The organism is Rhizobium sp. NLR22b (genome assembly GCF_019685295.1).
Classification (GTDB): domain Bacteria; phylum Pseudomonadota; class Alphaproteobacteria; order Rhizobiales; family Rhizobiaceae; genus Rhizobium.
In genome coordinates this window covers 116,097-140,290 of the sequence record NZ_JABDWM010000003.1, presented here as the reverse complement: position 1 = coordinate 140,290, position 24,194 = coordinate 116,097, and the positions used below count along the sequence as shown (strand labels likewise).

Below are 24,194 nucleotides of genomic sequence, written 5' to 3'. Positions count from 1 at the left end.
GGAACAACCCGGTGCGGCTTTCGGCTGTCGCTGCCGGCCAGCAGATCGGGAAAGGCGATTGAAATCAATCCTCCCCGGCAATGTGAATATGACGGTTTCCCAAATTTTCCGTTTGTCCAAATCCTTTGTTGCAAGTGCTTCCCAACGATGCATAAACTGTCGCAAGCGCAGGCGACAAATCGATTAAATCAGGCATAACACCCTGATACAAAATTAAAATTGGCGAGATCTGACCATGAATACCGTTTCCAAGCCGGTTATCCCCTCTCCCGCTCCCCGCAGCTCAAGGCCGGAAATTCTCGCCGAAGAAATCATCGAACGCCTGACCTATCGCATCGGCAAGGATGCCAAGGTGGCAAAGCCGCATGACTGGCTGACAGCGACGATCCTGGTGGTGCGCGACCGCATCATCGACAAGTGGATGGCCTCCACCCGTGAGGTCTATGCGACCGGAGCCAAGCGCGTCTATTATCTTTCTCTCGAGTTTCTGATCGGCCGCCTGATGCGCGATGCCGTCTCGAACCTCGGCCTGATGGAAGAGGTGCGCGATGCGCTGAGCTCCCTCGGCGTTGACGTCAACGTCATCGCCGGTCTGGAGCCGGACGCCGCGCTCGGCAATGGCGGCCTCGGCCGTCTGGCCGCCTGTTTCATGGAAAGCATGGCGACGGTCGATGTTCCGGCCTATGGCTACGGCATCCGCTACGTCCACGGCCTGTTCCGCCAGCAGATGGCCGACGGCTGGCAGGTGGAACTGCCGGAGAACTGGCTCGCCCACGGCAATCCCTGGGAATTCGAACGGCGCGAGAGCGCCTATGAAATCGGTTTCGGCGGCGCCGTTGAATTCATCACCACCCATGACGACCAGCCGCGCTACGTCTGGAAGCCGGCCGAGCGCGTTATCGCCGCCGCCTTCGACACGCCGGTCGTCGGCTGGCGGGGAAAACGCGTCAACACGTTGCGCCTCTGGTCAGCGCAGCCGATCGACCCAATCCTGCTCGATGCCTTCAACGCCGGCGACCACATCGGCGCGCTGCGCGAAAGCAACAAGGCCGAGAGCCTGACCCGCGTCCTCTATCCTGCCGACGCTACCCCTGCCGGCCAGGAATTGCGGCTGCGCCAGGAATTCTTCTTCTCCTCGGCCTCGCTGCAGGACATTCTGCGCCGCCACCTGCAGCAATATGACGATTTCACCTCGCTGCCAGACAAGGTGGCCATTCAGTTGAACGACACCCATCCGGCCGTCTCGGTCGCCGAGCTCGTGCGTCTGCTCTGTGACGTGCACGGCATGGATTTCGACCAGGCCTGGGATATCACCCGCCGCACCTTCTCCTACACCAACCACACGCTTCTGCCGGAAGCGCTGGAAAGCTGGCCGGTTCCGCTGTTCGAGCGGCTGCTGCCGCGCCACATGCAGATCGTCTACGCGATCAATGCCAAGATTCTGCTCGAAGCCCGCAAGGGCAAGAACTTCTCCGACAGCGAGATCCGTTCGATCTCGCTGATCGAGGAAAGCGGCGACCGCCGCGTGCGCATGGGCAATCTCGCCTTCATCGGCTCGCACTCGATCAACGGCGTCTCGGCCCTGCACACCGACCTGATGAAGGTCACGGTCTTTGCCGACCTGCACAAGCTCTATCCCGACCGCATCAACAACAAGACCAACGGCATCACGCCGCGCCGATGGCTGCAGCAGTGCAATCCCGGCCTCACCGGTCTGATCCGCGAGGCGATCGGCGATGCGTTCCTCGATGATGCCGAGAAGCTGCGCCCGCTCGAGGCGCATGCTTCCGATCCGAGCTTCCAGCAGAAGTTCGCCGCGGTGAAGCGGGCCAACAAGGTGGCGCTTTCCAACCTCGTCGCCAGCCGGATGGGCGTGAAGCTCGATCCGTCGGCGATGTTCGACATCCAGATCAAACGCATCCATGAATACAAGCGCCAGCTTCTGAACATCATCGAAGCGGTTGCCCTCTACGACCAGATCCGCTCGCATCCCGAGCTCGATTGGGTGCCGCGCGTCAAACTCTTCGCCGGCAAGGCGGCGCCGAGCTATTACAACGCCAAGCTGATCATCAAACTGATCAACGACGTCGCCCGCACGATCAACAACGACCCATCGGTGCGCGGCCTGCTGAAGGTCGTCTTCGTGCCCAACTACAATGTCTCGCTCGCCGAGGTCATGGTTCCCGCCGCCGACCTTTCCGAGCAGATCTCGACCGCCGGCATGGAAGCCTCAGGCACCGGCAACATGAAGTTCGGCCTCAACGGCGCGCTGACGATCGGCACGCTCGACGGCGCCAATGTCGAAATGCGCGACAATGTCGGCGAAGACAACATCGTCATCTTCGGCCTCAGGGCCGATGAGGTCGCCAAGGTCCGCAGCGATGGCCACAACCCCCGCGCCATTATCGAGGGATCCCGCGAACTCTCCCAGGCGCTCTCGGCCATCGGTTCCGGCGTCTTCTCACCCGATGACCGCAATCGCTACGCGGCGCTGATCGACGGCATCTATTCGCATGACTGGTTCATGGTCGCCGCCGATTTCGACGCCTATGCCCAGGCCCAGCGCGACGTCGATCAGATCTGGACCAACCAGTCCGCCTGGTACACGAAGACGATCAACAATACCGCACGGATGGGCTGGTTCTCCTCCGATCGCACGATCAGGCAATATGCAGACGAAATCTGGAGAGCCGGATGAAAACGCCGAAAACCGTCCCTGAAGTAAAGCTTTCCTGGGAAATTTCGGCAGATGAAATCACGGCGATCCTTGCCGGTTCGCATTCCAATCCCTTTGCCGTTCTAGGTGTGCACCAAGCCGGCGACGCTTTCGTTGCCCGGTGTTTCATCTCGGGCGCGGAAGAAGTGACCGCCATGACGCTCGACGGCAGCGTCATCGGCGAATTGAATCGGCTCCACGCTGATGGCCTCTTCGCCGGGCCGGTTTCGCTCGCCAAACTGCAGCCGGTGCGCTATCGCGCCCGGCGCGGCGATGCCGAATGGGCAGTCACCGACCCCTACAGCTTCGGGCCGGTGCTCGGGCCGATGGACGATTATTTCGCCCGCGAAGGTTCACATCTGCGCCTGTTCGACAAGATGGGCGCCCATCTCATCAAACATGACGGCGCCCAGGGCATCCACTTCGCGGTCTGGGCGCCGAACGCCCAGCGCGTCTCCGTCGTCGGCGATTTCAACGGCTGGGACGGCCGCCGCCACGTCATGCGCTTTCGCGCCGACAGCGGCATCTGGGAAATCTTCGCTCCCGATGTACCGCTCGGCGTCGCCTACAAGTTCGAGATCCGCGGCCACGACGGCGTATTGCTGCCGCTGAAGGCCGACCCCTTCGCCCGCCGCAGCGAGCTCAGACCGAAGACCGCCTCGATCGCCGCTGCCGAGCTGGAGCAGGTCTGGGAGGACGAGGCCCATCTGAAGCACTGGCGCGAAATCGACAAGCGCCGTCAGCCGATCTCGATCTATGAGGTGCATGCCGGCTCCTGGCAGCGCCGGCAGGACGGCACCATGCTTTCCTGGGACGAGCTCGCCTCCAGCCTCATCCCCTATTGCGTCGACATGGGCTTCACCCATATCGAATTCCTGCCGATCACAGAACATCCCTATGACCCTTCCTGGGGCTACCAGACGACGGGCCTTTACGCACCGACCGCCCGCTTCGGCGAGCCGGAAGGCTTCGCCCGTTTCGTCAACGGCTGCCACAAGGTCGGGATCGGCGTCATTCTCGACTGGGTGCCGGCGCATTTCCCGACCGACGAACACGGACTCGGCTGGTTTGACGGCACGGCGCTCTACGAGCACGAAGACCCGCGCAAGGGCTTCCATCCGGACTGGAACACGGCGATCTATAATTTCGGCCGCACCGAAGTGGTTTCCTATCTGGTCAACAACGCCCTCTATTGGGCCGAGAAGTTCCATCTCGACGGCCTGCGCGTCGATGCCGTCGCCTCGATGCTCTATCTCGATTATTCCCGCAAGCATGGCGAATGGATCCCGAACGAATATGGCGGCAACGAGAACCTCGAAGCTGTCCGTTTTCTGCAGGACCTCAACATCCGCATCTATGGCCAGCATTCCAACGTCATGACCATCGCCGAGGAATCGACCTCCTGGCCGAAGGTTTCGCAACCCGTGCATGAAGGCGGCCTCGGTTTCGGCTTCAAATGGAACATGGGCTTCATGCATGACACGCTGAGCTACATGAAGCGCGACCCGGTGCACCGCAAGCACCACCACAACGAGCTCACCTTCGGCCTCCTCTATGCCTATTCGGAAAATTTCGTCCTGCCGCTGTCGCACGACGAGGTCGTTCACGGAAAGGGCTCGCTGATCGCCAAGATGCCGGGCGACGACTGGCAGAAGTTCGCCAATCTGCGCGCCTATTACGCTTATATGTGGGGCTATCCCGGCAAGAAGCTCCTGTTCATGGGCCAGGAATTCGCCCAGTGGAGCGAGTGGAGCGAGGATCGGTCGCTCGACTGGAACCTGCTGCAATACCGTATGCACGAGGGCATGCGGCGTCTGGTGCGCGACCTCAACTTCACCTATCGCAGCAAGCCCGCCCTGCATGAGCGGGACTGCGAGGGCGATGGCTTCGAATGGCTGATTGCCGACGACAGCGAGAATTCCGTCTTCGCCTGGCAGCGCAAAGCCCCGGGCCAGAAGCCGATCGTCGTCATCACCAACTTTACTCCCGTCTATCGCGAGAATTATCTCATACGTCTGCCGCTTGCAGGCCGCTGGCGGGAGATTCTGAATACCGATGCCGACATCTATGGCGGCAGCGGCAAGGGCAATGGCGGACGCGTGCAGGCCGTCGATGCCGGCGGCAATATCACCTGCTCGATCACGCTGCCGCCCTTGGCGACAATCATGCTTGAACCTGAAAATTAAGACTGGTGGGAGGAGAAAATGGTAGAGAAGCGTATTCAGCCACTTGCCCGCGATGCAATGGCCTATGTTCTGGCCGGCGGCAGGGGGAGCCGTCTCAAGGAACTCACCGACCGACGCGCCAAGCCCGCCGTCTATTTCGGCGGCAAGGCCCGCATCATCGACTTCGCTCTGTCGAACGCGCTGAACTCGGGCATTCGCCGCATCGGCGTCGCGACGCAATACAAGGCGCATTCGCTGATCCGTCACATGCAGCGCGGCTGGAACTTCTTCCGCCCTGAGCGAAACGAAAGCTTCGACATCCTGCCTGCCTCGCAGCGCGTTTCCGAAACGCAGTGGTATGAAGGCACCGCCGACGCCGTTTATCAGAACATCGATATTATCGAGGATTACGGCGTCGAATACATGGTCATTCTCGCCGGCGACCATGTCTACAAGATGGACTATGAATACATGCTGCAGCAGCATGTCGATTCCGGCGCGGACGTGACGATCGGCTGCCTGGAAGTGCCGCGCATGGAAGCAACCGGCTTCGGCGTCATGCATGTCAACGAAAAGGACGAGATCTTCGCCTTCATCGAAAAGCCCGCCGATCCGCCGGGCATTCCGGACAAGCCGGATTTCGCGCTCGCCTCAATGGGCATCTACGTCTTCCACACCAAGTTCTTGCTCGATGCGCTGCGCCGCGACGCCGCCGACCCGAACTCGAGCCGCGATTTTGGCAAGGACATCATTCCCTATATCGTCAAGAACGGGAAGGCGGTCGCCCACCGCTTCGCCAAATCCTGCGTCCGCTCCGATTTCGAACACGAGCCCTACTGGCGCGACGTCGGCACGATCGACGCCTACTGGCAGGCCAATATCGATCTGACGGCCATCGTCCCGGAACTCGATATCTACGACAAGTCCTGGCCGATCTGGACCTATGCCGAGATCACCCCGCCGGCGAAATTCGTCCATGACGACGACGACCGCCGCGGCTCGGCCACCTCCTCCGTCGTCTCGGGCGACTGCATCATCTCGGGCGCCAGCCTCAATAAGAGCCTGCTCTTCACCGGCGTCAGGGCCAATTCCTTTTCCAAACTGGAAGGGGCGGTCATCCTGCCGAACGTGAAGATCGGACGGCGTGCACAGCTCAAGAATGTGGTGATCGACCATGGCGTCGTCATTCCGGAAGGCCTTGTCGTCGGCGAAGACGCCGAGCTCGACGCCAAGCGCTTCCGACGGACGGAAAGCGGCATCTGCCTGATCACGCAACCGATGATCGACAAGCTGGATATCTGACTTATGAAAGTTCTTTCGGTTTCGTCCGAAGTCTTCCCCTTGATCAAGACAGGGGGCCTGGCCGATGTGTCCGGCGCCCTGCCGATTGCTCTGAAAGCCTTCGGGGTCGAGACCAAGACCCTCCTGCCCGGCTACCCCGCCGTCATGAAGGTCATTCGCGACCCCGTCGTCAGGCTCGAATTCCCGGACCTGCTCGGTGAGCGGGCAACCGTGCTCGAGGTTGAACACGAGGGCCTCGATCTCCTCGTCCTCGATGCCCCGGCTTATTACGACCGGCCGGGCGGCCCCTATCTCGATCCGCTCGGCAAGGATTATCCCGACAATTGGCGTCGTTTCGCCGCCCTGTCGCTCGCGGCTTCAGAGATCGCCGCCGGTCTGCTGCCCGGCTGGCGGCCGGATCTCGTCCATACCCATGATTGGCAAGCGGCGCTGACCTCGGTCTACATGCGCTATTATCCGACGCCGGAACTGCCGAGCGTGCTGACGATCCACAACATCGCCTTCCAAGGCCAATTCGGCTCCGACATCTTTCCCGGCCTGCGCCTGCCCGACCATGCCTTCGCCGTCGACGGCATCGAATATTACGGCACCGTCGGCTTCCTCAAGGGTGGCCTGCAGACCGCCCATGCGGTCACGACCGTCAGTCCGACCTATGCCGACGAGATCCTGACGCCCGAATTCGGCATGGGGCTCGAAGGCGTCATCGCCACCCGCATCGACGATTTGCATGGCATCGTCAACGGCATCGATACCGATGTCTGGAACCCGGCGACCGACCCCGTCGTCCACACCCATTATGGCCCGACGACGCTGAAGAACCGCGAGGAAAACCGCCGCTCGATCGCCGAGTTCTTCCACCTCGACAATGACGATGCGCCGATCTTCTGCGTCATCAGCCGCCTCACCTGGCAGAAGGGCATGGATATCGTCGCCAACGTCGCAGACCAGATCGTCGCCATGGGCGGCAAACTCGTCGTGCTCGGCTCCGGCGAAGCTGCGCTTGAAGGTGCGCTGCTTGCCTCCGCCAGCCGCCATCCCGGCCGCATCGGCGTCTCGATCGGCTATAACGAACCGATGTCGCACCTGATGCAGGCCGGCTGCGACGCGATCATCATCCCGTCGCGCTTCGAACCCTGCGGCCTCACCCAGCTTTACGGTCTGCGGTATGGCTGCGTGCCGATCGTCGCCCGCACCGGCGGATTGAACGACACCGTGATCGACGCCAATCACGCCGCACTTGCGACGAAAGTGGCAACGGGCATACAATTCTCACCCGTGACCGAAACGGGCATGCTACAGGCAATCCGCCGTGCGATGCATTTTTTCGCGGACCGAAAACTCTGGACCCAATTGCAAAAGCAAGGCATGAAATCGGATGTCTCCTGGGAGAAGAGCGCCGAACGCTACGCTGCCCTCTATTCAAGCCTCGTCTCGAAAGGCATGTGACCTAAAATGATCAAGTCCGTACCCACCACGCCCTATCTGGACCAGAAACCCGGCACTTCGGGTCTGCGTAAGAAGGTTCCGGTCTTCCAGCAGCCGAACTATGCGGAGAATTTCATCCAGGCCATCTTCGATTCGCTGGAAGGCTATCAGGGCAAGTGCCTCGTCATCGGCGGCGACGGACGTTACTACAATCGCGAAGTCATCCAGAAGGCGATCAAGATGGCCGCCGCCAATGGCTTCGGCAAGGTGATGGTCGGCAAGGGCGGCATTCTGTCGACGCCGGCCGCGTCCCACATTATCCGCAAGTACAAGGCCTTCGGTGGCATCATTCTGTCGGCCAGCCACAATCCCGGCGGCCCGACCGAAGACTTCGGCATCAAATACAATATCAACAATGGCGGCCCGGCGCCGGAAAAGATCACCGACGCGATCTACGCCCGTTCCAAGACGATCGATAGCTACAAGATCGCCGATTTCGCCGACGTCAATCTCGACCGTATCGGCAAGGACGAGCTTCCCGGCGGTATGATCCTCTCGGTCATCGATCCGGTCGAGGACTATGCCGCGCTGATGGAAGAGCTGTTCGATTTCGGCGCCATCCGCAATCTGATCAGCCTCGGTTTCCGCATCGCTTTCGACGGCATGAGCGCCGTCACCGGCCCCTACGCCAAGGAGATCTTCGAAAATCGCCTTGGCGCGCCCCTCGGTTCGGTGCGCAACTTCATGCCGCTGCCGGATTTCGGCGGCCATCATCCCGATCCGAACCCGGTTCACTGCAAGGAACTCTTCGATGAGATGATGGGCGAGGACGCGCCCGATTTCGGAGCCGCGTCCGACGGCGACGGCGACCGCAACCTCATCATCGGCCGCGGCATCTTCGTCACCCCCTCCGACAGCCTGGCGATCCTTGCCGCCAACGCCAATCTCGCCCCCGGCTATTCCGGCGGTCTCGCCGGCATCGCCCGCTCGATGCCGACATCGGGTGCGGCCGACCGCGTCGCTGAAAAACGCGGCATCGGCATGTATGAGACGCCAACCGGCTGGAAGTTCTTCGGCAACCTGCTCGACGCCGGCATGGCGACGATCTGCGGTGAGGAGAGCTCCGGCACCGGCTCCAATCATGTCCGTGAGAAGGACGGCCTCTGGGCCGTGCTGCTGTGGCTGAACATCCTTGCCGTGCGTGGCGAGAGCGTCGCCGACGTCGTCACTCAGCACTGGCAGACCTACGGCCGCAACTATTACTCGCGCCACGACTATGAAGGCCTGGACACCGGCGCGGCGAACGGCCTGATGGACAATCTCCGCAGCCAGCTCTCCACCCTCCCCGGCAAGAGCATCGGCAGCCTGAAGGTCGAGAAGGCAGACGATTTCGCCTATCACGATCCGATCGACAAGTCGGTCAGCGAGCATCAGGGCATCCGCCTGCTCTTCGAGGGCGGCTCCCGTGTCGTCTTCCGCCTGTCGGGCACCGGCACGTCTGGCGCAACCTTGCGCGTCTATATCGAGCGCTACGAGCCGGATTCGACTCGTCACAACATCGAAACGCAGGAAGCGCTCGCAGATCTGATTGCGGCCGCCGAAAGCATTGCCAGCATTCGTGAGCGCACGGGACGCGATGAGCCAACCGTGATCACCTGATCCGGGGGGACCATGCGGGACAGCAATTCGGCGCGGGGCGCGATCGTCTTCGAGACCGGCGTCGAATTTGCGGTGTGGTCGCATCATGCCGCGCAGATCGAACTCTGCCTCTTCGAAGATGACGGCAACAAGGAATTCGCGCGCCTGCCGATGGCCCGCGATGGCAACCACATCCATCGCCTCTTCGTCGACGGCCTCCGGCAAGGCGCCCGCTACGGCTATCGCGCCGACGGCATCTATGCGCCCGACAACGGCCTCTGGTTCGATCCGTCAAAACTGCTGATCGACCCTTACGCCAAGGAGATCGACCGGCCGTTCCGTTACGATCCCCGCCTCGGGCTCTACGGCGAAGACAGCCAGGATCTGATGCCGAAGGCGATCGTCACCACCGACACCCCAGCCACAATTGACAAGCCACTCTTCGAGCCGGGCGGTTTTATCTATGAAGTGGCGGTGCGGCCCTTCACCATCCTTCACCCCGATGTGCCGGAAACCGAACGCGGCACGGTCGCAGCCCTTGCCCATCCCTCCGTTATCGCGCATCTGAAGCGAATCGGGGTCGATGCCATCGAACTGATGCCGATTACCGCCTGGATCGATGAGCGCCATCTGCCGCCGCTCGGCCTCACCAACGGCTGGGGCTACAACCCCGTCGGCCTGATGGCGCTCGATCCGCGGATCGCCCCCGGCGGCATGGCGGAGCTGCGCAACACCGTTGCCGCTCTCCATGCCGAAGGCATCGCCGTCATCCTCGATCTGGTCTTCAATCATACCGGCGAGAGCGACCGCTATGGCACCACGCTGTCGCTGCGCGGCCTCGACAATCTGCATTATTACCGCCACGCCCAAAACAGCCCCGGCGAACTCATAAACGACACCGGCACCGGCAACACGATCGCCTGCGATCATCCCGAGGTCAGGCGCCTCGTCATCGACAGCCTGCGCCATTTTGTCCTCAATGCCGGCGTCGATGGTTTCCGCTTCGATCTCGCCCCGGTGCTGGGCCGCACCGCGAGCGGGTTTGAGCGCGACGGAGGAACGCTTGCCGCAATCTTGGCGGACGACGTGCTCGCCGACCGGATCATGATCGCCGAACCCTGGGATATCGGTCCGGGCGGTTACCAGCTCGGCAACTTCCCGCCGCCCTTCCTCGAATGGAACGACAGGGTTCGTGACGATCTGCGCTGTTACTGGCGGGGCGACCAGTGGAAGACCGGCTCGCTCGCGACGGCGCTTGCCGGTTCCTCCGACATCTTCTCCGGCAACGACGGCAAAGAGACGCGCAGCGTCAACTTCCTCGCCGCCCATGACGGCTTCACGCTGATCGACCTCGTCTCCTATGCCGGCAAGCACAATAACGCCAATGGCGAGCACAATCGGGACGGCCACAACGAGAACCATTCCTGGAACAATGGGGTTGAAGGCGAGACCCTCTATCCCACAATCCGCAAGCGCCGGATCAATGACGTGATGGCGCTGATATCGACGCTCTTTGCCACCCGTGGCAGCATCATGCTGACGGCGGGTGACGAAGGCGGCCGCAGCCAGCGCGGCAACAACAACGCCTATTGCCAGGACAACGAAATCACCTGGCTGGACTGGAAGGCGCTGAACGAGGATCTCATCGCCCATACCGCTTTCGTCGCAGGGTTGCGCCGCCGCTTCACAGTTTTCTCCGAAACACGCTTCCTCTCCGGCAACGGCGATGTCGAATGGATCTCGCTCACCGGCGAACCGATGACCGTTGCCGAATGGGAGACGCCGTCGCTTTCGACGCTCGGCATGCTGCTCGCCACCGGCGACCGCTCCTCGCGCGGCAGAAACACCCGGCTTGCTGTGCTTTTCAATCGCTCGGAGAGCCGCCAGCTCTTTGTGCTTCCGTCGGAAAACGAGCCGGGCTGGAGCCAACTGACGCCGGAGGGAGCGAAGAAGCCCGACGCCAGCGTGACCGTCGAGCCACGCTCCGTCGCCTTTTTCGTAGAAAAATGACCGCCTCCTCACACTCACGCAAATCCTTGTCGCAATCGTCATAAATGCACGATAAGGCTTGGCCCGGCGGCTTTTCTCACGAGGAATTCATGGTCACGGAAATTTCACTCTCCGACGTGCGGGGATTGATCGGCATGGAAACGGGTCTTTCGGATTGGATCACCGTCGACCAGACAATGATCGACGCTTTTGCGGGGGCGACCGACGACCATCAGTTCATTCATGTCGATCCCGGGCGCGCGGCCGCTGAAAGCCCCTTCGGCGGCACCATCGCCCATGGCTTCCTGACGCTGTCCCTGCTGTCGGCGATGAACTACAATTGCCTGCCGAAAGTGCGCGAGCAGACCATGGGCATCAACTACGGCTTCGATCGCGTCCGCTTCATGACGCCGGTCAAGAGCGGCGCCCGCGTGCGCGGTCGTTTTCTGCTCTCCGACGCCCGCTTCCGCGGCGGCGGCATGCTGATGACCACCTACGACGTGACGATCGAAATCGAAAACGAGAAGAAGCCGGCACTGACGGCACGATGGATCACCATCATCCAGTTCGACCCGAAGGACCGGCCGGAAGACGCGTAGGAAAGCTCCTACGCGCCCGGAAACGACTTCGCCGCATCCAGCACGGATGCCGCCCATTGGTACGAAATGGGCGGCACTGTCATTTGCGGCCCTGAAAATCTCATCCGGTTAGGCAGCGGGCTTGGAAGCCTCAATGGCCGGCATCTTCCGCCGCCTCGGCCAAGAGCCCGAAGACGTAATCGGAAAACGACCGCCAGCACTCCACCCGGAACGTATCTTCTTCCGTCCGGAAAAGTACGATCTCCGCCTTGCCGAAGACCGTGCGCGAGGCAGCACCGACCGGAAAGGACGACAGCGACAGGTCCTGCGGGCAGCCGGCCGCAAGCGTGGTCTCCGCACCCGGCCCCGAAACGATGACCGCCACGTTGCGGTGGGAGACATCTGTCGCGGAATGCAGCGCGCCGGCGCTGGAACATGCCGCCATCAGATCGCCGCCGGCCTCGTCGATCAACAGCCACTCGTCCGGCCCGATCCAGAGCGCCGAGCGCGCACCGGCGCGGCCGGACGTTTTCGGAGCGATCGGCACAGACAGGCCGAGAGCCAAAGAAAGTGCTTTGAGCGATCCAGCGGGCGCGCGCAGCGCCACGCGGCTCGCGGACGGTGCGACGGACAGGCGCACGGTGGCGGAGCCGCCGAGACGGCCGGCCAGCGCCGGCTTGCGAATTGCGACATCAGCCATGGATGCGGCCTCCTTCCTTGTCAAAGAACACCAGATCCGTCACTTCGACGGCGATCGTCCGGTCCGGCATCGGCACATAAAGCGTCTCGCCCATCCGCGCCCGGCCGCCGGCGACCAGCGCGAAGGCGATCGACCTGCCGCAATTTTCCGACCAATAGGCCGATGTGACATGGCCGAGCATCGTCATCGGCTTCGGCTCATTCGGGCTCGCGACGACCTGCGCGCCTTCTTCGAGCACCAGCTTCGGATCCTTGGTGACGAGGCCGACGAGCTGCTTGCGCCCCTCCTTAACGAGGTCCGGCCGCTGCAGCCCGCGAATGCCGACGAAGTCCTTCTTCTTCTTCGAAACGGCCCAGGCGACGCCCGCGTCGTCAGGGGTCACGGTCCCGTCCGTATCCTGGCCGACGATGATATAGCCCTTCTCGGCGCGAAGAACGTGCATCGTCTCCGTACCGTAGACGCAGGCGCCGAGCGGTTCGGCATTGGCCCAGACCGCTTCGAGCACCGACTGGCCGTAATCGGCCGGCACGTTGATTTCGAAACCGATTTCACCGGTGAAGGAAACGCGGAAGAGCCGCGCTGGTACGCCGCAGACCGTGCACTCGGCGACACTCATATGCGGGAAGGCCTCGTTGGAAAGATCGACGCCTTCGACGAGAGGTTCGACGATCTCGCGCGCCTTCGGCCCTTGTATGGCGATGACGGCCCATTGTTCAGTCACCGAGGTCAGCCATACCTTCAGATCCGGGAATTCCGTCTGCAGGTAATCTTCCATGTGATGGAGAACACGCGGCGCTCCGCCTGTTGTCGTCGTCACATGGAAACGGTCCTCCGCCAGACGACCGACGACGCCGTCGTCATAAACGAAGCCGTCCTCACGCGTCATGATGCCGTAGCGCGCCTTGCCGGGCTTCAGCGTGTCCCAGGCATTGGTGTAGATGAGATTGAGGAATTTCGCCGCATCCGGGCCTACGACCTCGATCTTGCCGAGCGTCGATGCGTCGAAGATACCCGCCGACTCGCGGGCCGTCCGGCACTCGCGCGCAACCGCCTGGTGCATGCTCTCGCCCGAGCGCGGATAGAACCAGGCGCGTTTCCAGTTGCCGACATCCTCGAAAACAGCGCCATGCGCTTCTTCCCAGCCGTGCAGCGGCGTCTTGCGCGTCGGATCGAACAACTTGCCGCGCGAATGGCCGATCAGCGTACCATAGGTCACCGGCGTATAGGGCGCGCGGAAGGTGGTGAGACCGACTCGCGGGATTTCCTTGCCGAGCATTTCGGCGGCGATCGCCAGGCCATGCATATTGGAAAGCTTGCCCTGGTCCGAGGCCATGCCGTTGGTCGTAAACCGCTTGATATGCTCGATCGAGTGCATGCCCTCGCGCACGGCGAGGCGGATATCCTTGGCGCAGACATCGTGCTGGAAATCGATGAAGGCCTTGGCATTCGTCTTTGGGCCGGCGCCTTCGGCAGCACCGATCATCCCGCCGGTCCAGTCATAGGGCTGCTCGGCCGAGATCGTGATCTTGCCGCCGCCGCTCTTGCCAGCGGCCTGCGCCATCAGTTCGCCGGCGGCAAGCGATTCCTCGACCGTCCGCTGCAGGTCGTCGGTGCCGTTGCAGGCGCCGACAGACAGGCAATCCTGCGCATAGGTGCCGGGCAGGAAGCGCTGACTTTCCGCCTCGAAGGCCACCTTGCCGCGCGACTGCGAGAACAGATGCACCGACGGCGTCCAGCCGGCCGAAACCAGAAGCGCATCGACCGCGATCTTGTGCGGCGAACCGCCGCCGTTGCGCGCCACCGTCATCGATGAGATGCGCAGCCGCCCCGCCGTATTGACGACCGACTGGCCGGTGAGCACGTCGATGCCAAGCGCACGCGCCTCCGCCAGTACCGCCGCTCCCGGCGCCTGTCTGCAGTCGACGATGGCGGCGACCGAGACACCGGCCCGCTTGAGATCGAAAGCCGCCTCGTAGGCGGAGTCATGCGCCGTGTAGATGCCGACATTGCTTCCGACGGCAACGCCGTAATGATTGAGGTACATCCGCCCCGCCGAAGCCAGCATGATGCCGGGCCGGTCGTTGTTCGGAAATACCATATGCCGCTCGATCGCGCCGTTGGCGAGGATTACCCGCTTGGCGCGGACCTGCCAGAGCCGCTCGCGCGGCAGATCGCTCGATGGTTTGGCGATATGATCGGTGACGCGTTCGGCAAGGCCGACGAAATTGTGGTTGTAGTAACCGAAGGCGGTCGTGCGGATGAGCACTTCGACATTGTCCATCGCCTTCAACCGCGCCACGGTTTTCTGCGCCCAGGCGTAACCATCCTGTCCGTCGATCCTGACGCCGGCATCGTAGCGCAGCGCACCGCCGGCTTCCGCCTGCTCGTCGCAAAGGATCACCTTCGCACCGGTCTGGGCCGCTGCCAGCGCCGCCGAAAGTCCGGCCACACCGGCGCCGACCACCAGCACGTCGCAATGGGCGTACCGGCTGGCATAATGGTCCGGATCCTCCTCCGTCGGCGCGACGCCGAGGCCGGCAGCGCGACGGATGAACGGCTCGTAGACATGTTTCCAGGCGGAGCGCGGCCACATGAAGGTCTTGTAGTAGAAGCCGGCGGCGAAGAACGGCGACATCAGGTTGTTGACCGCGCCGACGTCATAGGCAAGCGAAGGCCAGCGGTTCTGCGACTGGACGATCATGCCGTCGAAGACTTCCTGCACCGTGGCGCGCACGTTCGGCTGCTTGCGCGCCTTGTCACGGGCGACGTCGATCAGCGCGTTCGGCTCTTCGGCCCCTGCCGAGAGGATGCCGCGGGCCCGGTGATATTTGAACGAACGGCCGACGAGATGAATGCCGTTGGCGATCAGCGCCGAGGCGACAGTATCGCCTTCTAGCGCGGTATAGCTCTGGCCGTCGAAGCTGAAGCGCGCGGTCTTTGCAGGCGTCAGACGCCCCTTGCCGACGATACGATTGGCACCGCTCATTGCGCCTCTCCTTCCACGGCTTCATAGGTCTCGACAGGCCCGTGCTGTTCGGCCTCGGCACCGATCCGCGGCTTCGGCTCGCCTGCCTTGTAGGTCATGATGAACTTGTCGCTCACCGTATCGCGCGCCGCGTTGAAGAAGCGGCCGCAGCCGTGAATATGCCGCCAGCGCTCGAAGATCAGCCCCTTCGGGTTGTCACGCAGAAAGAAATACTCTTCGAATTCCTCATCCGAGATCGAGGCGATATCGGCCGGCCGCGCGATATGCGCGTCACCCGCGCCGCGGAATTCGAGTTCGGAACGCTCTTCCTGACAATAAGGGCAATGGATCAGCAGCATATGAAATTTCCTTCTCCTCCCTTTCTCCCCAGCAGGGAGAAGGTACGTTCAAGGCGGATGAGGGCGTGAATAACCAAAGAAGCGAGCATCTGAGCGAACACGTTCATCATCAGTGCGCCACCGCCGCAGCCGCCGCTTCATCGATCAGCCGGCCGCTGCGGAAGCGTTCCAGCGTCAGGCCGGCATTGAACTTGTGCGCTTCATCGCGGGCGATCAGATGCGCAAAGAGATTGGCCGAGCCCGGCGTCGCCTTGAAGCCGCCGGTGCCCCAGCCGCAATTGACGTAAAGCCCCGGAACCGGCGTCTTCGACTGGATTGCCGAACGATCCGGCGTATTGTCGACGATGCCACCCCATTGCCGCATCATCTTGACGCGCCGGAACATCGGAAAGAGTTCGCAGATGGCGTCGAGCGTATGCGTGATGATCTGCAACCCGCCGGTCTGGGAATAGGAATTATACTGGTCTGTGCCGGCGCCGATGACGAGCTCGCCCTTGTCGGACTGCGAGATATAGGCATGCACCGTGTTCGACATGACGACGCAGGGGAAGATCGGCTTCAGCGGCTCGGAGACCAGCGCCTGCAGCGGGCTCGACTGCAGCGGCACGCGCACATCCGCCATCTTCATGATTGTCGATGTATGGCCCGCGGCCGATACGCCGACCTTTCTGGCGCCGATGAAGCCGCGCGAAGTCTCGACCCCGGTCACCCGTCCGTCCGGACCGCGCCGGATGCCGGTCACTTCGCAGTTCTGGATGATGTGCACGCCTCGGTCTGAGGCTGCCCGCGCATATCCCCAGGCTACAGCATCGTGCCGCGCCGTGCCGCCGCGGCGCTGCAGCGCCGCACCATTGATCGGATAGCGCGCACTGGCAGAGATGTCGAGCGGCGGACAATAGGCCTTCGCCTGCTCCGGCGTCAGCCATTCATTGTCGATGCCGTAAAGCCGGTTGGCGTGGATGTGTCGCTTGAACGACTGCTGGTCGTGAATATTGTGCGAGAGCATCATCACGCCGCGCGGCGAATACATCACATTGTAGTTGAGCTCCTGTGAAAGCCCTTCCCAGAGCTTCATCGAATGCTCGTAAATGTGCATGCTCTCTTCATAGAGATAGTTCGAACGGATAATGGTGGTATTGCGCCCGGTATTGCCGCCGCCGAGCCAACCCTTCTCGATCACCGCCACATTGGTGATGCCGTGCTCCTTGGCAAGATAGTAGGCGGCTCCCAAGCCATGTCCGCCAGCGCCGATGATAACGACATCGTACTCGGCGCGCGGTTCCGGCGAAGTCCACTGCTTCTCCCAACCTCTGTGGCCGCGAAGGGCCTCCCGCGCCACGGCAAAAACCGAATATTTCCGCATCCGCCTTCTTCTCCTTCGGGCAAGGGCTGTTCTCGCGCCCATACAAATCGCAAATCCAAATGCGGCACAACGGCTCTTTTGCGACGTCCGAGAGCTTCGCTTTTGACACTGAACGACATCGTGTCGAAAACTGCGCAGCTTCCGATGCTGTCCGGCGATGACTCTGAAACGAACGTCATCTTGCATGATGCTGCGAAGAACGCCGTTCTCCCGGCGGCAGACTTGCCTAACCCAAGAGGGTGAAAAGACAAGCAGTTAGTATGATGTTAATTTTTCCCCGTTGCCGGGACTGGTGTATCATGTGCATACGGGGGCGGGGTTTATTCCAGGCGCTTTACATTGCGCTATGCGGCGTCCGGCTGGCAGCTGCCGCCGAGCCGGTCGGCCAGGCTGTGGTTATCAAGACCGAGGTGACGGGACAAGCCGGCCCGATCGAAGTCAACAACAGCGTTCACCGCGACGAGCGTATCAGGACATCGCAATCCGGACTCGGCCAATTCCTGTTTCGCGACGGTACCAAGCTGGCGGTCGGCTGGGGCTCTTCGGTCGTCATCGACAAATATGTCTTCGACGATTCACAATCGGTCAAGAAACTCACCATCAAGGCAGCGAAAGGTACCTTTCGCTGGGTCAGCGGCAATTCCCAATCCTCGGCCTACCAGATTCTGACGCCCGCCGGCACCATCGGCGTGCGCGGCACCGCATTCGATTTCTACGTCGGCCAGGACGGCACCACGGCCGTCGTCTTGCTGAACGGTGCGGCCAGCTTCTGCGGCCCGGGCGGCTGCCGCCAGTTGCAGCAGCGCTGCGATTGCGTCGTCGCCAAGCCGAACGGCGATATGTCGCCGGCCCGCCGGGTCGATCCGAGCGTTCTCGATACACTCGGAAATCCCCGCGCCCTCCCCTTCCTCTCCGGCAACCAGCGGCTTGCGGGCGGCATCGGCATGCTCGGCGGCTGCAATATGGCCTCGGTTGCACCGGAACGAAAAGACAGAGTGCGACCTCCGCCGGCAATTGCGCCAGCTCCGCAAAGACAGGATCCGCCGCAGAGACAGGCCGAGCCACAAAAGGAGCGACCGAGCAAGCCCGATAAGCCCCATCATGACCATGACAGGCCGCATCATGACAAGCCCCATCATGACAAGCCGGATAGACCGGACAAGCATGATGGCCATGGCCGGCATGACAATGACGGCAAGCCCGGAAATCACGGCGAGGATCATCGCGGACACAACCGCGGTGATCATGAACATCACGATCGCGATCACAATCGTGATCATGATGATGACAACGATCGCAACCACGACAGGGGTCGTGGCCGCTGAGGCCCGTCAGTCTGCAGCGCTCTTTTCGATTCCCTCCGGCACTTCGCGGAAATGACCGGTCCTGCCGGATATGCGCTGGTAGAATTCCGCCAGACCGCCGATCACCTGCACTGCCCTGAGCTTTGCGGTCCCGATAAGCTTACGGCTGTTCCTGGAATGCGATTGCAGGGCCTGCATCAGCTGCCGGTGAACGACCTCGAGCGCGGCGAATTCCTGGGACACCGCCACCCGTTCATCGCCGACGACGGCAAGGATCTGTGTCCGGCTGCTCTTCCCCTTGAGCGGAAGGGCGCCCGCTTCGATCAGCGCCATTCCCTGCACTGAGCGTGCGGTGCGGTCGGAGATAAGAATATCGAAGCCGACTTCCTTGCAGGACGATTCGATGCGGGCCGCGACGTTGACGGCATCTCCGACAGCCGAATAGTTGAAGCGGGTCTTGGCGCCCATATTGCCGACGCAAGCAACGCCGGTATGGATGCCGATGCCGATGCCGACCTCCTGATCGGATCCGAAACCGAAGGCGTCGGCGGCGTTCAGTTCGGCGAGTGTCTCGCGCATGGCGAGCGCCGCGCGAACCGCCTTGATTTCGTGATCCGCAACATCGACCGGCGCATTCCAGAATGCCATGATCGAATCGCCGATAAACTTGTCGAGAGTACCTTCGTTGGCCACGACATGACGGCTCAGCGCGTCGAGCAATGTATTCAGGAAGGCAACGACATCCGTCGGTGCCAGCCTTTCGCTGATCTCGGTGAAGTTCCTGACGTCGACGAACATTACCGTCAGCTCCCGGTCATCCCCACCGAGGCGCAAGGCATCGCGGTTATGTTCGATGCGATGGAGCAGTGACGGAGAAAGATAATGTCCGAAGGCGCGCCGCACCTCGCGCCTTTCCCGGTCGATCACCAGAATGCGGAACGAGGTTGCGGCAAAATGGGTGATCGATCCGCTGACGATCGGAGCCAGCGGATCGAGAAGAAGCCCCGCATAAAGAAAGGAGAGCCAGGAGGCCACGAGCGCCATTGCGGTAATAAGCAGGCCGCAGACCAGTGCGACGGCGGGACTGACGAAAGTCGTCACCACTACGAGCAGGCAGCCGAGCACCGCTATCGTGAGGATTTCCAGGCCGTCCGCCCAATCGGGCCGCGACAGGAAGCGGCCGGAGAGAATCTGTTCGACGGCCTGCGCATGCATCGAAACCCCGGGAACATTCTCGCCGAGCGCCGTGACGCGGATGTCCTGCAGGCCTGCCGCCGAGGTGCCGATGAAGGTGATGCTGCCGTCAATGGCGGCAGCGACCTCGGGAGGGGCGCCTCCGGCGGCGAGCACCTGGCGGGCGGAGATATAGCGCTCGGCTCGGTCGGGGCTGACATAGAGCCAGAATTCGCCCGCCGCCGTTAGCGGCACGACGAAATCGCCGATCTTTGCCGATGTCATCACGCCGGCCCGATCGGGCGCGCCGGCCACTACATAAGTCGATACACCCTGCGCGACGCGCAACGCCTCGACGGCGAGATTGGGATAGAGCTGCACGCCGTCGGTCAGGAACAACGGCACCGCCCGCACCACCGGCGAAGGATTGCCGGGATTGAGGCTGATATGGCCGAGCCCTGCCGCGTTGGCTTCCAATTGCGGCCTGAGCGGCGTCGATGCGGCAAGGTAGGGCGGAGCCGAGACGGGGCTTTCCCCGGTGAAAGCAAAGCCCGCCTTGACAGGCGGCCGGTAACTGCCCTCGTTGGAAAGCCCGAAGCCGAGCACGACGGGTTTGCCGGAGATCGAGCGGGCAAATATCTCGTCATTGTCGGGGAGCTTCTCGGCCAGGGACGGGTCAACCCCCGCGACCTCGCGCACGACGTTGCGCGGCGACAGCCTGTCCGGCTCTGAAAAGAGGACGTCGAAGGCGATGGCCGCAGCGCCCATGTCGGAGAGCCGGTCCACCAGCATGGCCAACCGGTCCCGTGGCCACGGCCATTGACCGAACTCGCGCAGCGACGCCTCGTCGATGTCGATCACATGGACCGGCATGGGCTCGAATGTTCTCGGAAGCAGGCGCTGGTACTCGTCGAAAGTCACGCCACGGATCAGCTTGAAGATTCCGGGATCGTCTGCCCGCAGCATCGTCAGGGCCGCCACGATCACCAGGCCGATAACGACACCGATCTGCTGCACGCGCGTCATCATCTCAACCGGTGTCCCTCCCACGGCCGATCGAGCGGCCCGCGCCTGTCGGCCGACACGCTACGCCGCTTTCTGTCCGAACGCCATTCGCCCATGCGCTCCCGACGCTTCTTTTCGCTTTCCAGCCTTCCGCTTCCCGCCGGTCGGCGCAACAGTGTCTGCAAATTCGACGACGCTGTCGTTCCGCCATGCTTTTGCTTGGACGGCTCGGCTTCGAGCTTGCCGGGGGCGCGGCGAAATGTTCTTGTAACGGCCGAAGCGCGAATGCTTTTATGTCGAAGAGTGAGGGGCTCCCGTGATTTCCGAAACCGCCGTGCGCCGCAGCGGCTATTGGCTGATCGTCGTCGTGCTGGCGATGCTTGCAGGACTGCCGCTTGCCGTCTGGCTCGACATCAGCGATCTCTCCGGAAACACCCTCAGACGCCAGGCGCGCGATATGAGCTCGCTAATATCGAGCATCCGCTCCTACTATTCCGCCAATGTCGTCGGACGCGTTCTGGCCGCGCACGCCAGCGGCGCGACCGCAGGCACGGTCGTTTCCCACAACTACGCCAATATCCCAGGCGCCATCCCGCTGCCGGCAACACTTTCGCTGGAACTCGGCGACGTCATAAAGGAGCAGCAGGCCAACATCACATACCGCTTCGTCTCCGATCTGCCGTTCAAGAGCCGCGCTTCCCACGAGCTCGACGATTTCGAGAAACGAGCGCTTGCCGCGTTGCGCGCCAATCCGCAGCAGACGTTGAGCGACCTCACCCGCGTCGGATTGACCGATACCCTACGGCTCATTACGCCCGTCGTCATGAGCCAGGCCTGCGTTGCCTGTCACAACAGCCACCCGGAAAGCCCGAAGACCGATTGGAAGGTCGGCGATGTGCGCGGCATTCAGGAAGTGGTGATCAAGCAACCCTATGCAAGCAACGTTTTCGCCTTCAAATATCTGCTCTGTTATTTTCTTTTTGTCGCCGTCATCGGCCTCAGCTTCATTCTGCTGCAGCGCCAGCAGGCCCGCGCGATCCATGGCGCCAACCGGGATCTCGAAGCGGCGAACGAATTCCTGGCGAGCGTTTCGCTGAAGATTTCACGCTATCTGTCGCCGCAGATCTACAAAAGCATCTTCAGCGGACAGAAAGACGTCGTCGTCCATACCGAGCGCAAGCGCCTGACGATTTTCTTCTCCGACATCAAGGATTTCACCGCGACCACCGAGCGGCTGCAGCCCGAAGCGCTGACGGAGATGCTCAACGAATATCTCACCGAAATGTCGAACATTGCCCTCGCCCATGGCGGCACGGTGGACAAGTTCATCGGCGATGCCATGCTGGTCTTCTTCGGCGACCCGGAAACGAAGGGTCCGGAGGAGGATGCGAAAGCCTGCCTGCGCATGGCCGTCGACATGCAGCGCCGCCTCGGCGAACTCAAGGACAGATGGCGCAGAAACGGCACCGAGGAGCCTTTCGTCGTGCGCATGGGCATCAACAGCGGTTATTGCAACGTCGGCAATTTTGGCAGCAACGATCGCATGGACTATACGATCATCGGCGCGGAGGCCAATCTCGCAGCCAGGCTGCAGTCGATCGCCCAGGGCGGAGAAATCGTCATCAGCTACGAAACCTATGCGCTGGTGAACGAGATTGTCGATGCCCATCCCTTGCCGCCGATCACCATGAAGGGCATCCAGCGCGAGGTCGTGCCCTATGCCGTCGATGGACTGACGCTCGGCGCCGAACACAAAAGCCGGGTTCTCAGCGAACATCTCTCGGGTCTCGACCTGCATCTGGATATGAGCCGGCTGGAGCCTGCCGATCGACTCCGGGTCAGGACGGCGCTCAAGGAGGCAATCGCCGCCCTGGACGAGGCCCCGCCGGAAGCGGCTCGCTTGAGACAGGATGCCGGGCAGATGTGATTTTTCCACCTGCCGCCGATATCCATCTGGACTTCCCCTACTCGATCTGCTATCCCGCATCACCAATCGCAAGGCCGCGGCCGCGCGAACGTTATATTTTTGCCCCTGGCGCTGCGCTGCCTCAGGCATCAACCAAACCAAAGGAACGTGATTCTCGTGCAGGTACTTGTCCGCGATAACAATGTCGATCAGGCTCTCCGCGCTCTCAAGAAGAAGATGCAGCGCGAAGGCATTTTCCGCGAAATGAAGATGCGCGACTACTACGAGAAGCCGTCGCAGAAGCGCGCTCGCGAAAAGGCCGAGGCTGTTCGCCGTGTTCGCAAGCTGGCCCGCAAGCGCGCCCAGCGCGAAGGCCTGGTCGCACGCTAAGCGTTGCCGTCGTTTTTTCGACGTTTTCAGATGCATTGTGGCGGGGGCGATGGGTTCGCCGCCGCCTTTTTAGTTTGCCGCTGAAGATCGCGTATCCAGATATCGGATATGCCGCATGGGGAAAGCGAGCCCGAATGGCTGATACCACCTTCAATCCGTCCCGCGCTTGGCGCTTTCAGAAAACCGCATTCCTGCCGGCCTTGACGCTGGCGGCCATGGTTGGCCTCGCCGGCTGCGAGACGACCAACACGACGGATGCCGTAATGCGCATCGACAAGGCGCAGGGCTCGGAAGAAAACATCGCGTCGCTGACGGCCGTTATCAACGCCAATCCGAGGGATCCCGAAGGGTATAATGTCCGCGGTTCAGCCTATGGCCGCGGCGGCCAGTTCCGTCAGGCGCTAAATGATTTCAACACTGCATTGCAGATCAACCCGCGCTTCTTCCAGGCCTATGCCAACCGCGCGCTCGTCTATCGCAACATGGGCCAGCAGCAGCAGGCGATTGCCGACTACAATGCCGCCCTGCAGATCAATCCGAGCTACGACGTCGCCTATATCGGCCGCGGCAATGTCTATCGCATAGCCGGACAGGACGATGCAGCTTTCAACGATTTCAGCAAGGCGATCCAGCTCGGCACGACCGATGGCCGCGCCTATCACAATCGTGGCCTGATCTACCAGAAGCGCAATCAGCAGGATAAGGCAATCGACGATTTCTCGAAGGCCATCTCGCTCGCGCCGAATTCGCCCGAGCCCTATAATGGCCGCGGCATCTCCTATATTGCGCTGAATGACGACGACAACGCGTTTGCCGATTTCAATCACGCGATCGATCTCAACGGCAACATCGCCGAATCCTGGGCCAACCAGGCTCTTGTCTACGAACGCCGCGGCGACAAGGCAAAAGCTGCCCGCTCCTATCGCCATGCGGTCGGACTTGACCCGAAATACCAGCCGGCCCGCGATGGTCTCGCCCGAGTCGGCGCTCCAGCCGGCTAAGGATGTGAATTGGGGCGGCCGGAACATCGGATCCCCCCAGAACCTTGGCGTTGCAGGAAAATAAATCTCCGGCAGAACCGCTTTATCGATGACCGGCCCGGTGCGCGTGCAGCAACGGGTGGCCAGAGTAAGCCGTCATGAAGGCGCCGCATCGCTTTGAAAAGAGAGACGGAAAAACCGCCGCCGGCTTCGATGGCATGTCATAGTATGTTGCA

General features: G+C 61.9%; 16 protein-coding genes. 11 read left to right on the top strand and 5 right to left on the bottom strand.

All coding sequences use genetic code 11. The features are described 5' to 3' along the window. Positions 1–235 precede the first annotated feature (235 nt). The 7 genes from HJC00_RS06780 to HJC00_RS06750 all read left to right on the top strand — a co-directional run bounded on the left by HJC00_RS06780 (position 236) and on the right by HJC00_RS06750 (position 11,834). Positions 236–2,698 carry a glycogen/starch/alpha-glucan phosphorylase gene (locus HJC00_RS06780; protein ID WP_210629832.1) on the top strand — a complete coding sequence of 821 codons (2,463 nt, stop codon included), beginning with the start codon at positions 236–238 and terminating at the stop codon, positions 2,696–2,698. Further along, positions 2,695–4,902, top strand: coding sequence for a 1,4-alpha-glucan branching protein GlgB (glgB, locus tag HJC00_RS06775; RefSeq protein WP_221163795.1), 2,208 nt, complete (start codon positions 2,695–2,697; stop codon positions 4,900–4,902). The genes HJC00_RS06780 and glgB overlap by 4 nt, the downstream gene beginning before the upstream one ends. 18 nt (positions 4,903–4,920) lie before the next feature. After that, a complete protein-coding gene (gene glgC, locus HJC00_RS06770) occupies positions 4,921–6,183 on the top strand; it encodes a glucose-1-phosphate adenylyltransferase (protein ID WP_221146397.1) in 1,263 nt (420 codons plus the stop codon). Positions 6,184–6,186: 3 nt separating this feature from the next. Further along, a complete protein-coding gene (glgA, locus tag HJC00_RS06765) occupies positions 6,187–7,629 on the top strand; it encodes a glycogen synthase GlgA (RefSeq protein ID WP_221163794.1) in 1,443 nt (480 codons plus the stop codon). 6 nt (positions 7,630–7,635) lie between these two features. Further along, positions 7,636–9,267, top strand: a complete 1,632-nt coding sequence (locus HJC00_RS06760) for an alpha-D-glucose phosphate-specific phosphoglucomutase (RefSeq protein ID WP_210629828.1) — start codon at positions 7,636–7,638, stop codon at positions 9,265–9,267. A gap of 12 nt (positions 9,268–9,279) precedes the next feature. Continuing rightward, positions 9,280–11,256: a glycogen debranching protein GlgX gene (gene glgX, locus HJC00_RS06755; protein ID WP_221163793.1), complete on the top strand. Its 1,977-nt coding sequence runs from the start codon at positions 9,280–9,282 to the stop codon at positions 11,254–11,256. Positions 11,257–11,345: 89 nt separating this feature from the next. Then, positions 11,346–11,834 carry a MaoC family dehydratase gene (locus HJC00_RS06750; protein ID WP_210629826.1) on the top strand — a complete coding sequence of 163 codons (489 nt, stop codon included), beginning with the start codon at positions 11,346–11,348 and terminating at the stop codon, positions 11,832–11,834. Positions 11,835–11,964: 130 nt separating this feature from the next. Here HJC00_RS06750 and HJC00_RS06745 read toward each other — a convergent pair whose 3' ends face one another. The 4 genes from HJC00_RS06745 to HJC00_RS06730 all read right to left on the bottom strand — a co-directional run bounded on the left by HJC00_RS06745 (position 11,965) and on the right by HJC00_RS06730 (position 17,200). Next, positions 11,965–12,513, bottom strand: a complete 549-nt coding sequence (locus HJC00_RS06745) for a sarcosine oxidase subunit gamma (protein ID WP_210629825.1) — start codon at positions 12,511–12,513, stop codon at positions 11,965–11,967. Further along, positions 12,506–15,499: a sarcosine oxidase subunit alpha gene (locus HJC00_RS06740; RefSeq protein ID WP_221146394.1), complete on the bottom strand. Its 2,994-nt coding sequence runs from the start codon at positions 15,497–15,499 to the stop codon at positions 12,506–12,508. The genes HJC00_RS06745 and HJC00_RS06740 overlap by 8 nt, the downstream gene beginning before the upstream one ends. After that, positions 15,496–15,837: a sarcosine oxidase subunit delta gene (locus tag HJC00_RS06735; protein WP_210629823.1), complete on the bottom strand. Its 342-nt coding sequence runs from the start codon at positions 15,835–15,837 to the stop codon at positions 15,496–15,498. The genes HJC00_RS06740 and HJC00_RS06735 overlap by 4 nt, the downstream gene beginning before the upstream one ends. 109 nt (positions 15,838–15,946) lie before the next feature. After that, complete coding sequence (locus tag HJC00_RS06730; RefSeq protein ID WP_011426818.1) at positions 15,947–17,200, bottom strand: sarcosine oxidase subunit beta family protein; 1,254 nt, start codon at positions 17,198–17,200, stop codon at positions 15,947–15,949. A gap of 299 nt (positions 17,201–17,499) precedes the next feature. Between HJC00_RS06730 and HJC00_RS06725 the strand changes: the two genes are divergently transcribed. Next, positions 17,500–18,525 (top strand): FecR domain-containing protein, encoded by a 1,026-nt coding sequence (locus tag HJC00_RS06725; protein ID WP_259665204.1) that lies wholly within the window; start codon positions 17,500–17,502, stop codon positions 18,523–18,525. 6 nt (positions 18,526–18,531) lie between these two features. Here the strand turns inward: HJC00_RS06725 and HJC00_RS06720 are convergent, their stop codons facing one another. Continuing rightward, positions 18,532–20,703, bottom strand: coding sequence for a CHASE2 domain-containing protein (locus HJC00_RS06720; protein WP_210631559.1), 2,172 nt, complete (start codon positions 20,701–20,703; stop codon positions 18,532–18,534). A gap of 355 nt (positions 20,704–21,058) precedes the next feature. Between HJC00_RS06720 and HJC00_RS06715 the strand changes: the two genes are divergently transcribed. The 3 genes from HJC00_RS06715 to HJC00_RS06705 all read left to right on the top strand — a co-directional run bounded on the left by HJC00_RS06715 (position 21,059) and on the right by HJC00_RS06705 (position 23,979). Next, on the top strand, positions 21,059–22,609 hold the full coding sequence (locus HJC00_RS06715; protein WP_247241746.1) for an adenylate/guanylate cyclase domain-containing protein: 1,551 nt from the start codon (positions 21,059–21,061) through the stop codon (positions 22,607–22,609). A gap of 156 nt (positions 22,610–22,765) precedes the next feature. Continuing rightward, positions 22,766–22,978: a 30S ribosomal protein S21 gene (gene rpsU / locus HJC00_RS06710; RefSeq protein WP_003585885.1), complete on the top strand. Its 213-nt coding sequence runs from the start codon at positions 22,766–22,768 to the stop codon at positions 22,976–22,978. Positions 22,979–23,112: 134 nt separating this feature from the next. Further along, complete coding sequence (locus HJC00_RS06705) at positions 23,113–23,979, top strand: tetratricopeptide repeat protein (RefSeq protein ID WP_221163792.1); 867 nt, start codon at positions 23,113–23,115, stop codon at positions 23,977–23,979. The last annotated feature ends 215 nt before the right edge of the window (positions 23,980–24,194 follow it).

Coding starts and splice junctions, on each gene's coding strand:
- HJC00_RS06780 (WP_210629832.1), top strand. CDS start 236: ATGAATACCGTTTCCAAGCCGGTTATCCCCTCTCCCGCTCCCCGCAGC.
- glgB (WP_221163795.1), top strand. CDS start 2,695: ATGAAAACGCCGAAAACCGTCCCTGAAGTAAAGCTTTCCTGGGAAATT.
- glgC (WP_221146397.1), top strand. CDS start 4,921: ATGGTAGAGAAGCGTATTCAGCCACTTGCCCGCGATGCAATGGCCTAT.
- glgA (WP_221163794.1), top strand. CDS start 6,187: ATGAAAGTTCTTTCGGTTTCGTCCGAAGTCTTCCCCTTGATCAAGACA.
- HJC00_RS06760 (WP_210629828.1), top strand. CDS start 7,636: ATGATCAAGTCCGTACCCACCACGCCCTATCTGGACCAGAAACCCGGC.
- glgX (WP_221163793.1), top strand. CDS start 9,280: ATGCGGGACAGCAATTCGGCGCGGGGCGCGATCGTCTTCGAGACCGGC.
- HJC00_RS06750 (WP_210629826.1), top strand. CDS start 11,346: ATGGTCACGGAAATTTCACTCTCCGACGTGCGGGGATTGATCGGCATG.
- HJC00_RS06745 (WP_210629825.1), bottom strand. CDS start 12,513: ATGGCTGATGTCGCAATTCGCAAGCCGGCGCTGGCCGGCCGTCTCGGC.
- HJC00_RS06740 (WP_221146394.1), bottom strand. CDS start 15,499: ATGAGCGGTGCCAATCGTATCGTCGGCAAGGGGCGTCTGACGCCTGCA.
- HJC00_RS06735 (WP_210629823.1), bottom strand. CDS start 15,837: ATGCTGCTGATCCATTGCCCTTATTGTCAGGAAGAGCGTTCCGAACTC.
- HJC00_RS06730 (WP_011426818.1), bottom strand. CDS start 17,200: ATGCGGAAATATTCGGTTTTTGCCGTGGCGCGGGAGGCCCTTCGCGGC.
- HJC00_RS06725 (WP_259665204.1), top strand. CDS start 17,500: ATGTGCATACGGGGGCGGGGTTTATTCCAGGCGCTTTACATTGCGCTA.
- HJC00_RS06720 (WP_210631559.1), bottom strand. CDS start 20,703: ATGACGCGCGTGCAGCAGATCGGTGTCGTTATCGGCCTGGTGATCGTG.
- HJC00_RS06715 (WP_247241746.1), top strand. CDS start 21,059: ATGCTTGCAGGACTGCCGCTTGCCGTCTGGCTCGACATCAGCGATCTC.
- HJC00_RS06705 (WP_221163792.1), top strand. CDS start 23,113: ATGGCTGATACCACCTTCAATCCGTCCCGCGCTTGGCGCTTTCAGAAA.